The organism is Bradyrhizobium sp. USDA 4532, from assembly GCF_024171315.1.
GTDB classification, from domain to species: domain Bacteria; phylum Pseudomonadota; class Alphaproteobacteria; order Rhizobiales; family Xanthobacteraceae; genus Bradyrhizobium; species Bradyrhizobium australafricanum.
Genome location: NZ_JALJZN010000001.1, coordinates 7,400,453 through 7,415,469, shown reverse-complemented (window position 1 = coordinate 7,415,469; position 15,017 = coordinate 7,400,453). Strand labels below are relative to the sequence as shown.

The window sequence follows — 15,017 nt, the reverse complement described above, 5'->3', positions numbered from 1 at the left end:
AGCAATGCAGTCACCTGCCCATTAGCGCTGGGTAACAGTCGTATACGTAGAGTCGGCGGGGATTTGTGCTTCGTAATGCTTGGCTTTTTCTATCAGTGCGTCGCGGACTGGACCTTCCGGCAGAAGCGCGGCTTGATGGCGCGCCTGTCTCGCGCATTCTGCGATTTTACTTGCCAGTTCCTCCGTCTCGCGATCCATCGTCGCCGCTCCTCCGAACTAGAAGCCACGCTAGCGCGGTGGGCTAGCGCTTTCTTGGCACGCCACCGAATGCTCGGAAATCCACTTGGTTGCGTCGTGCTCCGTAACAAAACCTTTGATGACTTCGGTTTCGCCATCGGCCCACAGAATATCGATTCTCCAGCCGGTGCCGGGGTTTTTGCAAGCCATGAAGGCTGGGCGCTGCTCGATCATTGCTTGACTATGCGCCGACTGGTGGCTGCTACAAGCCAGTGATCCTGCCACACTTCGCTTTTTTGGCCCCAATCTATTGAACCTTAACTCCCGCGCTCGCGCCGTTCTTCCTAGATCGGGAGTCAAGAAGATCGGGCAACGGTGGTAGTTGCTGGCGCTATGCAAGAAATTCACTGACTTGAAAAATTTGAAGGCTCATTTCGCACGGCTTGATGAGGTGACGCTGAACGGATGCTCGACCGTCTCGCGACGAAGGCGCATAGCAAGCGGGTTCGCATCGAGCCGCTGCTGCAAAGCGTCGAGCAGATCCTCGCGCTCCCATCGCGTGATCCGTCGCGCTGATCCGGGCGTGGAGGCGCAGCGCCTCGTCGGACTCTTCGTTTGTGTAGCGATACGCCAATCGAAGTGCACGTGGCGTGGCGCGGAGCGGCGGTGAGGCGATAGCCAAATCGCAATCCTGAGACAGAAGCGCTGACCTAAATTCATCGATTGAAATAAAATTTGATGGGATAAGTCCAAAAGCTGACTTGATCTTTAAGCTTCCTTGAAATCGCAACGCTCCGCCAATTCGAATGGGTAAGAAGCGATGACCGATCAACAGCTGGCTCTTCATGCCGTCAGCGAAGCCCTGTGCATATTGGACGAGTATCTTCTGCCCCGCCCCCACGACAGTGAACGCATACTCGACAAGTTAGTTGAGGTTCTTGAGCGGCCCGACTTGGTCGTTGCTGTAAGTCGACTGCGGCAACGAAGTAGTCTCTAAGTGTTCCGATGAAGAGGCAATTTTCATTTATTCCTTTGGCCGCTCGCATCGCTACTTTTCTATTGATTGGAATGCCGACCGCGCAGGCAAAACAGCAATGCAGTGCGGTGATGCCCCCAAATCCGCGCGAGTATTGGTCTTGGCGCCTCATCGACGGACGAAAATGCTGGTACGAAGGCAAGCCCATGCTTTCAAAATCATTATTGGAGTGGCCCGTGCGGATTTCGACGCAGGCACGTCCCACCGAGGAGCTTGCAAGTGCACTCATAGAGAAGCCCAGCGATCCGATCGGTTCAGAAGAATGGACGCCATCTCGCCAGAATACCTTCGATGCCCTGTGGCGCACCAGGGTTGAACAGCGGTAGGGCTTTGACCTTCAAATTAAGAGAGGCTGACTTTCTCTTCATCGCTGAGGCTGTAGGACTCGGTGACTGGTATAGTCGACGTCGGCCATGCATCGATCGATCGAACCAATACTGTAGCTTCGTCGATCTCAAGTCTTTCGCTTCGATTGCCGTGAGAGCGCCATATTTTCCAATGAATGCACACGGAACGGCGCCCCGCAGAAAAGTAGCTAATCTCCAAACCGCCGATGAAACTGACCGCAGATCGTCCTTTACGCCAGTCCCGAGAAAGCCGCCCGCAGGATCATGGAGCACGCTCACGCATTCGAGCCGATCCAGGGCGGCCGGATCTAGATCGAGAAGATCAACTATCCAATGCTCTACCGGGATAAGGCGACACCGGCTGAGTATTGGGCTGACCTGAAGTATGCCGAGGAAACATGAAGTGGCTTGAGTACCGCGAGAACGGCACCTTCGTCAGAATGACGCAGGCTGGCAAAGGCCCGTTCGGCTGATCGGCAGAGAGCACGCCAGTCGTGCGACAACGTGGGCGCGCCGCGCGTTCTGACGGCAAGCTACCCCTTCAGGGGTATTAAACTTTTTAAGTCTTTGTGCAGACTTAGCTTAGCCAGGATTTTGCAGATCCTTCCTGGGGCTAGAACCGACGCCGTCCGCATGCATTTTAAGCGGGCGGCGTTCGTACAATCTGAGCCGGCGTAAGCAGCAAGAAGCCCCGACGGGGGCTAGCGGCGTCAGGGCTTCTTTCCGGATGTGATCCTCCCCGGACCGCATCCTCAGCGCGCGACTGGCTGAGCGCACCGTCAGTCTACCGGGAAATCTCAGCATTTTAGACCGCTCTGCCGGATTACCTCGACTTGACACGTGTCTAAGTTCGGTAATGTCTCACCTTGAATTTTATCCCGCTTTGTCGCGTTTTCAGACGCGCGCTCCATCTGCTCGGCCGTAAGGAGGCGCACGCGAGGCTAGAGCGTTGATTCTTTGCCGCAGATGATCAACCAGCCGCTCCGCACCGACAGTCATGCAGCCATCATGCCCCCAAGGCACTTGGACGACCTCGAGCTGAGAACACAGGTGCCGCCAGTTCCGTCCCTCGTGTTCGGCCGCGTAAAAGGCAACGGCGACCTCGAGCGATGCCGGAAGATATCGCGCCATCGCCATCGAATAAGCATCCCACAGAGCCGGCGAAATCTTGCCCTTGGCGGTCCATACCGGTTCGCTCGTCGAATGCTTGGCGTCTCGCTATGCGGAAGCGATACTGGCGCTGGATCATGCGCGCGCTTTGCCGCCTGGGCCGGCTCGCGTTGAAGCGATGAAACATGCCGGCGCCCTTCGCGTCGCGGCAGACCGGATCACTGGCCCGAAGCTGCCCCGTCGCGGGCGTCCACCAAGTTAATCGGGCGACAAGGAGTGAGGCGCATTGCTCATCAAGCGCTTTGACAGGATGTCGCAGCGCCGGAACGTTTGAGCGATTCGTCAAATCGGTTCGGGATGGGAAAGTTTCGGCATCACGCTACTAAGCGTCGCGATAATCGCGGCGATGTATTTCTACGCCCTCAGTCTCGGATAGCCTATCCGCTCTCATATTCCAGTTCGCGCGCACCTACCTTTCTTGACTTGCAAGGCCGTGCGGCGTGCTTGCCGCTAATGCGACAGTTCCTGGACAGCAATTAGATCAGCTTCCCCGGGCCCGGATCGCGGACCCGTACCGCGTTCCTAATCCCGGCCTTGGCCGTGAACCCGAGCGCTTGAGATACACGGACTCAGATGTCTGACAGTCTGACATATCGCAGTCCAACTAACGCGTGACCAGCGGCCCTGACTGGGCCGAGCGCACTAAGCGTTCAGCCGCGCGCGTGCCGGGTCTCCACATTTTTCTCAGGGCCTCGTGGTGCGGGAAGTAGAGGCGCGCTATATCGCTTCGCCTGAGGAGATAAGGTTCCCGCGGCGCGGGCGAGTACCTGCGCTAGGCTTGCTCGCGCGAGCGCTTCCTAGAACTCGCTTTCAAGACCCGATTTGCGGCCGACCGGTTATTCGACGATGCTCCCACACGCTTTTCGCGAATGCAGCGCACTTTGATGACGAGCACACCGCATTTCGAGGGCAATCAGATTGGTACTCGGTAATAGTCATTTACCGATCGACCGGCCGCCGGATCATTCCAATTCCATGCCGTCTCATCACGATATTTGGGCGCGCCCTGCAGTTGGCTTTCTGTCACGCCTGTGACGTACCCGCCAAGATTGGTGTCGTACTTCAACGATTGCCAAGGCAGTGGATAATGGTCATCGCCGATGCCAAGAAGGCCGCCGAAGCTCAGGACCGCGTAGGAGACCTTTCCGCTCTTTTTGTCGATCATCACCCGCTCGATACTGCCGATCTTCTGACTGTCTGCACCGTAAACTGTCGTGCCTTCAACCTTGTCGCTGCCGATCAAGTTGCCGGATTCCTTCGCTTCGAGTGCCATAACATCCTCCGTTTAAGATCTTAACGGCAAATGTCTTCGGGAGAGCAAGGTTCCTACGATACGCCCGGTGCCAGCTTTAAGGTTGGGAAAAAGATGCAACCTTCGCCGTGGAAAGGGATTGCACGCCAATGATGCCTTCGTCGCGGAGCTTGAAATGGCAAATGCAATCACATTGCGGACTGCGATCGATATCGCTTGGAGCGTTTTCTGCGCCACTCACTCCGGGATTGATACATCAGATAGGCGTCGTTGCCTGCTTGAGCGTCACCTCTATGGGAGTTGGGATCGCCGCGAAGGCGATGCGGAAGACCTCGCAAGTTTCGGATTGGCCTATCTGAGTCAGCTTTCCGAAGACGAACATTGACGCGTGGGCAAGAGTTCCTCGAGCGCATCACTATAGAGGGCACGCGCGCGGTGATCGGCACCGCAAGGCCGGAGCATTGCCGAACTCGGTTCGGCTGCAATCATCTTACTGCTCCGAGCGGTGCTTCCTATCTGAAGGACCATCGATGCGCATCGCCCAACTTGCCCCCTCGCTTAAAGCGTAAGCTCTATGGAGGCGCCCGGCTCAACGTCCGGATTGCTGAGACGCCAAAGCTTCCCTTTCACGACGAAGTAGCGGCCATCGGGCGTCACGGGATGCTTTATGCCAGCCACTTCTCAGATGAAGGGTTTGCCCCCGGTCACCGCGACGGTCGTGCCCGAAGTGTAGCTGGATAGCGGGTCGGCGAGCATCACGTAGGCTGTGGCGAGTTCAGCCGGCTGGCCAGCCCTCTTCAGCGGCACTTGCTTGCCAAAGTTCTTTACGGCTTCCTCTGGCATCGTCGAGGGAATGAGCGGGGTCCAAATTGGACCCGGCGCAACGGCATTCACCCGGATGCCATTCTCCGCCAGCATCTGGGCCAGGCCGCCCGTAAAGTTCTGGATCGCTCCCTTCGTCGTCGCGTAGGCGAGCAGGATCGGGTTCGGCATGTCGGAATTTACCGATGCCGTGTTAATGATGGCGCCTCCAGGCTTCATATGCGGGACCGCGGCCTTGGCGAGGTAAAACATCGCATGGATGTTCACCTCGAAGGTCATGCGCCATTCTTCGTCGCTAATGTCGCCGATGTCGGCGAAGGTCGCCTGATGCGCGGCATTATTGACGAGAATGTCGACGCCGCCAAGTTCCTGCACGGCGCGGTCGACAACGGTGCGGCAATGGTCGGCCGAGCGAAGGTCGCCCTCGACGAGGACAGCCCTGCGCCCTTCCTTCTCAATGATCGCCGCGACTTCTTTCGCATCGTCGCTTTCGTCAAGGTAGGCGATCAGGACGTCGGCGCCCTCGCGGGCGAAGGCTATGGCGACCGCGCGCCCGATGCCGCTGTCGCCGCCAGTAATAATGGCGCACTTGCCTTGAAGCCGTCCCGAGCCCTTATAGCTTGTCTCGCCATGATCCGGGCGCGGGTCCATCTTCCCCGTCGAGCCTGGCATGGGTTGTCGCTGGCTGGGAAACGGCGGTTTGGGATATTCGGGCATGATTCTGTCCTTTACTTCGTCCGGACGGCCTTAGCACCAACGGATTTCAGCGCGTCCGCGACGCGCTTCGGATCGTCGCCATGGAAGTCGACGGATACTTCGATCGGGCCCTCAAGCTTCTCGCCCGGCTTCGGCTTTACCTTCACGTCGGCGAGCGCGGGTCGATCGCCGGATGTATTGTCGGCGCCCATCGGCTGCACCACGTCGGTTCTCTGGACTCCGCACTCCTGCACAACGTGCTCGACCGCGAGTTCTGCCGCGCGGCGAGTATCGAATTCGGCGACGAGGATGCCTTCCATGCGTGTCTCTTTCGGGCAGGCGATGGCAAACAACCAACTGCGTCCCCCGGTGTTCCTATGGGGGCTGGCGGCCTTCGATGAACTAGTTAGAGCGCTCGCTTCAAATATTCTGCTGTCCGGCTCCCGGAGGCAGCAACTTGATCCGGTCGTCCGGACGCCACGATGCGGCCTCCTTCGTTTCCAGCGCCAGGGCCGACTTCTACGATCCAGTCGCTCTCCGCTGCAACAGACATATCATGCTCGACCAGAACGACGGTGTTGCCAGCCTCGACGAGCCCTTGCAGTTGATTGCCGAGCTTTGTGACATCGGACGGATGCAGTCCCGTCGTCGGCTCGTCGAGCACATATAATGTGCCGCCACGATGGGCGCGCTGGAGCTCGGTGGCGAGTTTGACGCGTTGCGCCTCTCCTCCTGAAAGTTCGGTGGCCGACTGGCCAAGTCTAATGTAACCGAGCCCGACCTCACGCAGAACGCCCAAAGAGCGCGAAAGAACGTCATCGTCTTTAAAGAACTCGAAAGCCGCGTCGACGGTCATCGCCAGCACATCGGCGATCGACTTGTCCCGTATCTTGATCTCGAGCGTTCTCGCGTTATAGCGAGCGCCCCGGCACGTCGGACACGGAGTATAGACGCTCGGAAGGAACAGCAGCTCTACGCATACATACCCTTCGCCCTCGCAGGTTTCGCAACGGCCCCTGGCCACATTGAACGAAAATCTGCCCGCGTCGTAGCGCCTGGCACGCGCCTGCTTCGTCCCGGCGAACAGTTTACGCACGTGATCGAGCAAGCCGGTGTAAGTCGCCAAATTGGACCGCGGGGTCCGGCCGATCGGCTTCTGATCGACCACAACGAGACGTTTAACGCGATCCAACCCTTCCGTAATTTCCCCACTCAGCGTACGCACGGTCTCCTGCAGCTCAGCTTCGTCCAGATCGGATTTGCGTTGCTGACCTAGGTTCTCCGCGATCGCCTCGACGAGAAACTGGCTGATGAGAGTGGATTTGCCCGAGCCGGACACGCCGGTCACACATGTAAGGACGCCGAGAGGGAGGTCGGCATCGAGACGGCTCAGGTTATTCCGCGTCACGTTCCGCAGCTTCAGCCAGCTGCTCGGCCGACGGATCTTGCGTGGTGCCCTCGCGGCATCTTCGAACAGATACCTTCGTGTTTGGGACGCCTCGACTTTGGCCAAACCGGCAAGGCGCCCGCTGTAGAGTATCCGACCGCCCTGGTCCCCGGCAGCGGGCCCAACGTCGACGATCCAGTCGGCCTCGCGCACCACATCGAGCTCGTGTTCAACGACAAAGAGCGAATTTCCCGATGCCTTCAGGCGCCCGAGTGCCCGCAAGAGCGCCTGAGTGTCTGCCGGGTGCAGGCCAGCGGAGGGCTCGTCCAGTACGTAGACGACCCCGAACAGGTTCGATCGGACCTGCGTCGCGAGACGCAGACGCTGCAGTTCGCCCGGCGATAACGTCGGCGTGCTGCGCTCTAAGGTGAGATAACCGAGGCCTAGCTCAAGCAGAACTTCGAGACGCCCGACGAGATCCTCGACGATTCTCTGAACAACAAGCGCCTTTTCGGGATGATCGTCGGTACCGTCTTTCTTGCTTCCATCAATATACGGTTTGATAAGCTCGTCGAGCTTGGCCAACGGCAGGCGAGACATCTCGGCAATGTCCATTCCTGCGAATTTGACCGAAAGTGCTTCTGCTTTTAGCCGCTTCCCACCGCAGACCGGGCAATCATCGCTCGACAGAAACTGCGCTACACGCCGCTTCATCATGACGCTCTGCGTGGTGGCATATGTCTGAAGCACGTACCGGCGGGCGCCGGTGAAGGTGCCCATATAGCTGGGCTCCTCCTTGCGCTTCAGGGCTTTTCGCGTCTCGGCTGGCGTGTATCCCGCATACACCGGTACGGTTGGCTGCTCGTCCGTGAAGAGAATCCAGTCACGATCTTTCTTCGAAAGCTCGCGCCACGGCCTATCGACGTCATACCCCAAGGTGACGAGAATGTCCCGGAGATTCTGGCCCTGCCAAGCCGAAGGCCAGGCCGCAATGGCGCGCTCACGGATCGTCAAAGTGTCGTCGGGTACCAGACTTCGTTCGACGACCTGATGAATTCGCCCGATGCCGTGACAGTTCGGACAGGCGCCTTCCGGCGTGTTGGGCGAGAAGGACTCCGCGTAAAGCAAGGCCTGCCCGCGTAGATATGTGCCCGCCCGCGAATACAGTATGCGCAAGAGGTTGGAGAGCGTCGTGACGCTTCCCACCGACGACCTGGTTGTCGGCGATCCGCGCTGCTGCTGAAGAGCGACGGCTGGCGGCAATCCTTCGACTGCGTCGACGTCGGGCACCTGCATCTGATGGAATAGCCGACGTGCGTAAGGTGATACGGATTCGAGATAACGACGTTGAGCCTCCGCGTATAACGTCCCAAACGCTAAGGAGGACTTGCCGGATCCGGACACGCCTGTGAAGACCACGAGCTCATTGCGCGGGATGTCCAGCGAAACGTTCCGGAGGTTATGCTCCCGCGCTCCGCGGACGCGGACGAAACCGTCGGCAATCGCGGAAGTCAGTTCTTCACTTCTATCGGCTTTCTCGAACATCGAGAGGTAAAAGCCCGGCTGCATCTCGTGGTTCCCGAGGGCACCCGGTCGAGTCGCCCGGGGCGCGTTAACGAAGGAACCATGAAGGAACACCCTTGTTGCGTCTGATACGGCAAAGTCCTTGAGACGACCGAAGAATGGCCAAGAGAGATGTGCTACGGCTGGGGCCACCTGGCGCCAATACGATTCACATCTGCGTCGACCCAAGTATCCGTCAGGCTGGCTCGATCGCCCTCATGAGGTCCCGCGCGATCTTTTGCTTCATCTGTTGGTGCACTGGTTCGCCTTCTTGTCGGACCTCCATCTAAGGATGGTCGTGCCGTGCCGAAAGCGGCCACCGGTGAAGTGATCGTAGGACACTTCGACAACGTATTTCGGCTTCACCGCCTGCCATTCGGACGACCGTCTCGTCGACCATCGGCTTGGTCCGCCTGGCGCGTTGCCAGTGAAGCTTTTGGTCGCCGCAATCATCTCGAGTCTTTCGGTCAGCGCCGGCTTGTCCTTTGCCTTGATGGCTGACGAAAAGCCGACGTGGTGCAGGAGGCCATCTAATCTGCATCGTAAAGCCCCAGCAGCAATGAGGCGACAGCTTTGCGGCCGGCCTGCAGCTTCTCGCCGTAGCGAAAGCCTCCAATGACGCAATCAGCGCAGCGATATCGCTTGATCTTCTGCATGCCCTCGCGCTTCCCGGTCTGGTACGGAAGATCGAGCCGCTTCGCGACCACGCCGTCACTTCCGCCGCCGGCCGACTGCAGCCACCGCTCGGCATCCCCGAACTTCGTGCTGGCCGGCGATAGCCGAAATAGCGGCGCGCTCGAAAAACTGCGGCCAGCAAGCTTTTCCAACTGAAGTCGCCGTCGGGACAACGGTTGGTCGGCCAACTTTTTGTCGCCCAGCTCCAGCAGATCGAAAGCGAGAAATAGGGCCGGCGTGTCCCGGGACAGCTTCTGAACGCGGCTAGCGGCCGGATGGATGCGCTGCAGGAGGTCATTGAACGAAAATTGCCCGCCAATCTCGACGACGAGCTCGCCGTCAAGCACAAGCCTCTGCTCGCGCAAATCGCGGGCTGCGGCGACGATCTCCGGGAAGTATCGGGCGAGATCCCGGCCGGACTTCGAGCGCATGGACACCGCGTCCCGGTCCCGCGCCAGCAGGCAACGAAATCCGTCCCATTTGGGTTCATATTGCCACTCCTTTCCGACTGGAATGGCATCGACAGAACGTGCCTCCATCGCCTCCATACGGACACCACGCGGCGGCATTTCGACCTCCTGCTCGATGATTGGTCGCGGGAATACTATCGTGCGCGCCACTTTGGCGGTCAGGAGCCGCGCCAGGACGTCACCCGTAACTTTCAAATGCGCTTCGACGAGCGCGCGGGGAAGCCATTGGTTAAGCGAGATGTCGACATACCGGTTCGACCTGACATCTCCAGAAACCGCAGCGGGCGGTCTCCCGTGTTGTCGATGTAGTGCCCATCGCGAACGCGGCGTGTGGGCGAGCCAGTCGGTTAGTAGGAAAGTGTTTTCTTCCGAGAACGCACCATCGTCGAAGACGAGCAGAAACTCGCACCCTTCACGTCGCTGTTGATTCCTTGGATCGAGTGCGGGATTCCCGCCGAAAATAGAAACATCGTCCGCGAATGTTCGAGCCGGCCTCGTCGACCGCGGTGATCCGCGCCTTGCCTCGAAGCATGTACGACCATTCGGCTTGTTTGTGCCAATGCAGTTCAGACGCCCCCTGCCTCCAGTCTCATGTTGACTCCTGACACGTCCTTTGCGATCGGCAGTTCTCGGATCGTCGTCTCGCGGGTCCACCCGCTCTTTTCGATCCTGACGTGACTGTCAGCGAACGACCATTTCAGATTGGGCATCGAGCCGTGATCGGTTTCCGGCGGGCGGATGGTGAAGGGCTCCTGAACTTCCCGCGCAGGCTTGCGAGAGCCCGAGATGTGGGCCCCTTTGCCGTCTCGTTTAGGCTCCGGCGGATCTTTAGCCATGACCATTCTTGATCGATCGTTGTCGGTCCTTCCAGAACGGCCTCGGGTCCCCTTCGTTGCTAGAGCACCGCGTACGGCCACAGCGTTCGCAGTAGGAACGGTTCCGCCGCCGGTCCATTGCCCAGATTGAAGGAGCAGGGAATGGCGGATCAGGTGCGGCGCGGAGCGATGAAGCGCAATCCAGCACAGACGTTTCGGAAGGCGTGAGACCGCCCGCACGGTGCGGCAAAGGAAAGAAGGGCAGCCGCCGGGCCAGGTGCTCGCATTTCTGCGTGATGTGGTGCGAGAGGCTCCGCTGCCCTCGGTGCTCGTCGCCTTCATGCTGGGCTGCCTGATCGCGCGTCGTTAGCCGGGAATATCGCGATCAATCGCAAGATCATCGAACAGGGGCGAAGAACCTCCGGCAAGCATCGCCGCCAGAAGTTCCGCCGCGAGGAAGCTGAAGGTAATGCCGTTGCCGCCATAGCCAAAGGCGGCGAAGATATTCTTGGAGCCGGGCACCCTGCCGATCAACGGCAAGCCGTCATGGGTGGTATCGAAGGCGCCCGACCAGCCGAACGCCACATCTTCCGATGCATGCGGCCAAAGCGCCTTCAGATAATCTTTGAGCGCCCTCACCTTGGCAGGCGTGGCGTCATCACGAGCGTCAGGCTCGATGAGCGTACGGTCATCTTCGCCACCAAGGATGATGCGGCCATCAGCGGTGGTCCGCGCATAGTGATAGTTCCGGCTCGCTTCCCAGATGAGCGCCTGTTCGGGCCACAGATGGCCTGGCTGCCGCCGGCTCGCGATGACCCAGCTGGAAGCTGGTTGCTGCGCCGTGGGCCGCACAATATCCGGCATCACATAGCCGGTCGCGAGCACAACCTGGCGCGCCTCGATCGAAAGTCCGTTCTCAAGGCCGACGGTGACTCTCTGGGCCGTGCTGTCGTAGGCAACCGCGTTGGCCTTGAGAAGGCGGGCACCGCGTTGCAGGGAGATATCAAGCAGGCCATGTGTGAGCAGCACAGGATCGGCATCAGCCGCGTCCCTTGACAAAAGGGCGCCCGCCCGCGCGATGCCGAAGCGCTTCAGCAGCGCGGCGTGATCGAGATAGAGGGACGGCAGATCGGCGCGGCTCCTCAGCGCATATTCATCCTGAACAAGGTTCGGACTGTCATCGACGACGAGATAGAGCGAGAGACGCCGTCGCATCTGGCAGGCAATTCCATGCTGCCTAACCAGGGACGGCAGGCCTTGCGCGGCATGGTGGCTGGCCCGATAGCAGCGAACGGCCTTCTCGAAACCATAGAGCTGCGCGAGTTCGAACAGCGGCCGGTCGATTTCCCAGAGCAGCATGGCGGTGCTGGCCACCGTGCTGCCGAGACTGGGAAGCTCGCGATCGATGACGACCACCTGGCGGCCTTGCCGTGTCAGGCGCTCGGCCATCAGCGCACCGGTGATGCCGGCGCCGATGATCAACACCTCGCACCGAAAGCTGTCAACGATCGGCTCAATTGGCAGCGGCCGTAGGACGGCCCACGGTGTGCGCGGGCTACGCAGATCGCCCTGCTCGATGTCCTCGTCCTTGAAGATGGAACGCTCCCTGAGCCTTGACCGGATCTCGCTAGACCTTTACCGGGCGCAAAGCCGACACGGCCGGAGCATTGATCGGCCGTCCGTTGGGCGCAAAGATCGAACCGTGGCACGGACAATCCCAGCAGCTCTCGAAGCTGTTCCAGTGCAGATGACAGCCAATATGCGTGCAACTGGCCGAATGAAGATGCAGTTCGCCAGCCTTGTCCTTGTAGGCTGCGATCTTTTCGAGTCCCCGCCGCAGAATGGCGCCCTCACCCGGCTGAAGCTCTTCGAGCGAAGCGATTTCACCCGGCGCCACATATTCCGCGAGGTTTTGCAGGATCGTCATGTTCTCGCGCAGGAAATTCCGCGCCGCTGCGAGCGGCTTGCGATCCGGCGCATAGACGGACTTCCACGGATGATCTTCGCCCAGAATGAGGGCTGTGTTCAGCATCGCGCCCATCACACCATGGGTCAGGCCCTGGCCTGAATCGCCCATTGCAAGGTAAATGCGCTGGCTGCCGGGCTCGCGGCCGATGAAGCCGGCATAGTCGATCGTGTCGAGAACCTGACCCGACCAGCGATGGGTTAGGCGGTCCAAAGCCGGGATCAATTCACGCGCCCAGTTCTCCAGCCGAGCAAAGCGCTGGTCGGCATCGTTGGCCTCACCGCTTTTATGGTCTTCGCCGCCGACCAGCACGAAATCAACCTCCTCGGGGCCCGTTTGCAACCGCACATAATGGTAGGGATCTTCGGTGTCCCAATAGAGCGCGTCGGGCAGTTCGCCCCGCGCGATGGCAAAGGCGAGCACGTAAGTGCGGTAAGGAGCAACCTTGGTATGCAGTTGAAAGCGGTCGGCGATTGATGCGTTGGTCGCGATGACAGCATGCGCGGCCGTGATCTGCCCCTGTGAGGTTCGCAGCGTGACGCCGCCGTCATGTTCGGCGACTTCCTCGACCGGGCTGTTGGCAAAGAAACGGACGCTGCCGCTTGCGCAAGCGGCAGCAAGTCCGGCGAGATATTTGAGGGGATGGAATTTTGCCTGGCGCGGATAGCGCAAGACGTGCCGGCTCTCGCAGCCCTTGAGCGGCACGCCGACCAGCCGGTGCACCGGTGCGCCGACCTCGCGCACCGCTTCCAGCTCCTCATCGAATATGTCGGCCGGCATGCCATTGCCTTGAAAAAGATAACCGTCAAGACGGAGAAAGTCGCAGGCAATTTTCTCGCTTGTCTGGATTTCCTCGACGCGATCCACGGCGGCGGCCTGACTTTCGTAGAACAGCTTGGCGGCCTCGGCGCGGCGCAGCTTCCTGAATTCGCTCATCAAATCATCGCAGAGCGGCGCAAGATGCGCCGAAGTGCGCGCCGTCATGCCGCTTGCGATACCCTTGCGGTCGATGACGATGACCGAGCGGCCGCGCTTCATCAATTCGTACGCCGTCGACAGTCCGGCGATGCCCGAACCAACCACGGCGACATCGCATTGCACATCGCCTTTGAGGGCACCCGCCTCCGGCAGGATTTCGGTCTCCATCCAGAGCGAGGTGCTGACCATGTTGAACTCCACCCAAAGAGGCAAAACGCGGCCTGTTTGCGCGAGTTCCTGCGGACGCACGAGGCGCCCCCACCATCATAATCTTCCCGGCCGGCTGCGGCGTTCACGCCCAGGAACCAGCACGGCGAGCATGCGTTCCCCCCGCTTTAGGAGCGAGGAGCGGCGTCATGGGACTATTCACCAAAGACATCAAGACGATGGATGATCTTCTGCTGCATGGCTTGCAGGACATCTATTATGCCGAGCAGCAGATCACCAAGGCCCTGCCGAAAATGATCGACAAAGCCAACAACCGGGATCTGGCCACGGGCCTCAAGAGCCATCTCGAGGAGACCAACAAGCAGATCGAGCGTCTCGAAAAGGTGTTCGAGAAACTCGGCCAATCGCCAAGCGGCACGCAATGCCCAGCCATCGACGGGATCATCAAGGAAGCCGACGAGACGGCCGGCGAGATCGAGGACAAGACGGTGCTGGATGCGGCGCTCGTCGCCAACGCGCAGGCCGTCGAGCACTACGAGATATGCCGCTACGGCACCTTGATCGCCTGGGCGGAGGAGCTCGGCCACGACGATATCGTGCGCTTCCTTACCACGAACCTAAACGAAGAGAAGGCCGCGAACGCCAAGCTCAATACGGTTGCGTTGCGCAAGGGCGTCAACAAGAAGGCCTCCACCTCCGCCTGATTCCCGGCAGGGCTCGGCGGATCGATTTCCGTCGGGCCCGCTGCTCCTTTCGAGGCCCGAGTCGTCCGCCATGACCAATCTGACAAAACTACCGAGTTGGGCCGACCATAACAACATCTTCGCCGTGGTCGAGACGCCGCGCGGCAGTTCGTGCAAGCTCGATTTCGATCCGAAGCTTGGCGTTTTTGCCTTGGCGAAGCCACTGATGGCCGGCCTGACCTATCCCTACGACTGGGGGTTCATTCCCTCGACCAAGGCCGAGGATGGCGATCCGCTGGATGTGCTGATCTTGCATGACGCGCAGACCTATCCGGGCGTCGTGCTGCGCTGCCGTCCCATCGGCATTCTCGAAGTCGAACAGAAGAAAAAGGGCAAGACGGAGCGCAACGATCGGGTGTTTGCGGTGCCTGATAGATCACCGCTCGAAACTGATCTCAAGGATATCCGCGATCTTCCCACCCATGCACGCGATGACCTCGAACAGTTCTTTCGAGCAACGAATGCGCTGGAGAACAAGGAGCTGAAGTTTCTCGGCTGGCATGGTCCCAGCCGTGCGGCCAAGACCATCAAACGGCTGGCCCGCTGAATCGGGCTCGAAATAGGAGGTGAACCCTTGGGACGAACCATCGTGTGGCTACCCTGATCCCTTGGTTGATGCAGCAACAATTTCCGGGAGTATTTGCCGTTCAAGCTGACGGGCTGTCGCCTCCGCCGACCATCCAATCCTCGATACCTTCTTCATCTTCCTCGGTGCTAAGCCGCCAACCGCGTCGGCCGGCTTGGTCGGATGG

The 15,017-nt window shown here is 59.7% G+C and carries 13 protein-coding genes and 1 pseudogene; 4 read left to right on the top strand and 10 right to left on the bottom strand.

Translation table 11 applies throughout. The annotated features are described in order from the left end of the window. Positions 1-21 precede the first annotated feature (21 nt). The gene (locus J2R76_RS34300) at positions 22-198 is read right to left on the bottom strand and encodes a hypothetical protein (RefSeq protein ID WP_168855287.1); all 177 of its coding nucleotides are present in this window, start codon (positions 196-198) and stop codon (positions 22-24) included. 30 nt (positions 199-228) lie between these two features. Continuing rightward, on the bottom strand, positions 229-411 hold the full coding sequence (locus tag J2R76_RS34295) for a hypothetical protein (protein ID WP_253625471.1): 183 nt from the start codon (positions 409-411) through the stop codon (positions 229-231). Positions 412-1,182: 771 nt separating this feature from the next. Between J2R76_RS34295 and J2R76_RS34290 the strand changes: the two genes are divergently transcribed. Further along, on the top strand, positions 1,183-1,539 hold the full coding sequence (locus tag J2R76_RS34290; RefSeq protein ID WP_125459264.1) for a hypothetical protein: 357 nt from the start codon (positions 1,183-1,185) through the stop codon (positions 1,537-1,539). 2,104 nt (positions 1,540-3,643) lie between these two features. On the opposite strand, the gene J2R76_RS34285 is transcribed toward J2R76_RS34290, so the two are convergent. After that, a complete protein-coding gene (locus tag J2R76_RS34285; RefSeq protein ID WP_018273495.1) occupies positions 3,644-4,003 on the bottom strand; it encodes a PRC-barrel domain-containing protein in 360 nt (119 codons plus the stop codon). A gap of 118 nt (positions 4,004-4,121) precedes the next feature. Here J2R76_RS34285 and J2R76_RS34280 point away from each other — a divergent pair, with 118 nt between their 5' ends. Then, positions 4,122-4,367, top strand: a complete 246-nt coding sequence (locus J2R76_RS34280) for a hypothetical protein (RefSeq protein WP_158074207.1) — start codon at positions 4,122-4,124, stop codon at positions 4,365-4,367. 296 nt (positions 4,368-4,663) lie between these two features. Here the strand turns inward: J2R76_RS34280 and J2R76_RS34275 are convergent, their stop codons facing one another. The 7 genes and pseudogenes from J2R76_RS34275 to J2R76_RS34245 form a co-directional block, all read right to left on the bottom strand. Continuing rightward, positions 4,664-5,521 carry a glucose 1-dehydrogenase gene (locus J2R76_RS34275; RefSeq protein ID WP_141342592.1) on the bottom strand — a complete coding sequence of 286 codons (858 nt, stop codon included), beginning with the start codon at positions 5,519-5,521 and terminating at the stop codon, positions 4,664-4,666. A gap of 11 nt (positions 5,522-5,532) precedes the next feature. Continuing rightward, the gene (locus tag J2R76_RS34270; RefSeq protein WP_229158068.1) at positions 5,533-5,853 is read right to left on the bottom strand and encodes a hypothetical protein; all 321 of its coding nucleotides are present in this window, start codon (positions 5,851-5,853) and stop codon (positions 5,533-5,535) included. Positions 5,854-5,906: 53 nt separating this feature from the next. Beyond that, positions 5,907-8,432 (bottom strand): excinuclease ABC subunit UvrA, encoded by a 2,526-nt coding sequence (locus J2R76_RS34265; protein ID WP_141342595.1) that lies wholly within the window; start codon positions 8,430-8,432, stop codon positions 5,907-5,909. A 261-nt stretch (positions 8,433-8,693) separates the two neighbouring features. Continuing rightward, a pseudogene (locus tag J2R76_RS34260) lies at positions 8,694-9,664 on the bottom strand (ATP-dependent DNA ligase). Positions 9,665-10,161: 497 nt separating this feature from the next. Further along, a complete protein-coding gene (locus J2R76_RS34255) occupies positions 10,162-10,431 on the bottom strand; it encodes a hypothetical protein (RefSeq protein ID WP_253625470.1) in 270 nt (89 codons plus the stop codon). A gap of 345 nt (positions 10,432-10,776) precedes the next feature. Continuing rightward, positions 10,777-11,895: an FAD-binding oxidoreductase gene (locus J2R76_RS34250; protein ID WP_076829431.1), complete on the bottom strand. Its 1,119-nt coding sequence runs from the start codon at positions 11,893-11,895 to the stop codon at positions 10,777-10,779. A 142-nt stretch (positions 11,896-12,037) separates the two neighbouring features. Continuing rightward, the gene (locus J2R76_RS34245) at positions 12,038-13,543 is read right to left on the bottom strand and encodes an FAD-dependent oxidoreductase (protein ID WP_076829533.1); all 1,506 of its coding nucleotides are present in this window, start codon (positions 13,541-13,543) and stop codon (positions 12,038-12,040) included. Between the two features lie 167 nt (positions 13,544-13,710). Between J2R76_RS34245 and J2R76_RS34240 the strand changes: the two genes are divergently transcribed. Continuing rightward, positions 13,711-14,226 carry a ferritin-like domain-containing protein gene (locus J2R76_RS34240; RefSeq protein WP_076829434.1) on the top strand — a complete coding sequence of 172 codons (516 nt, stop codon included), beginning with the start codon at positions 13,711-13,713 and terminating at the stop codon, positions 14,224-14,226. Positions 14,227-14,350: 124 nt separating this feature from the next. Continuing rightward, positions 14,351-14,812 (top strand): inorganic diphosphatase, encoded by a 462-nt coding sequence (locus J2R76_RS34235; protein WP_246786723.1) that lies wholly within the window; start codon positions 14,351-14,353, stop codon positions 14,810-14,812. Positions 14,813-15,017 lie beyond the last annotated feature (205 nt).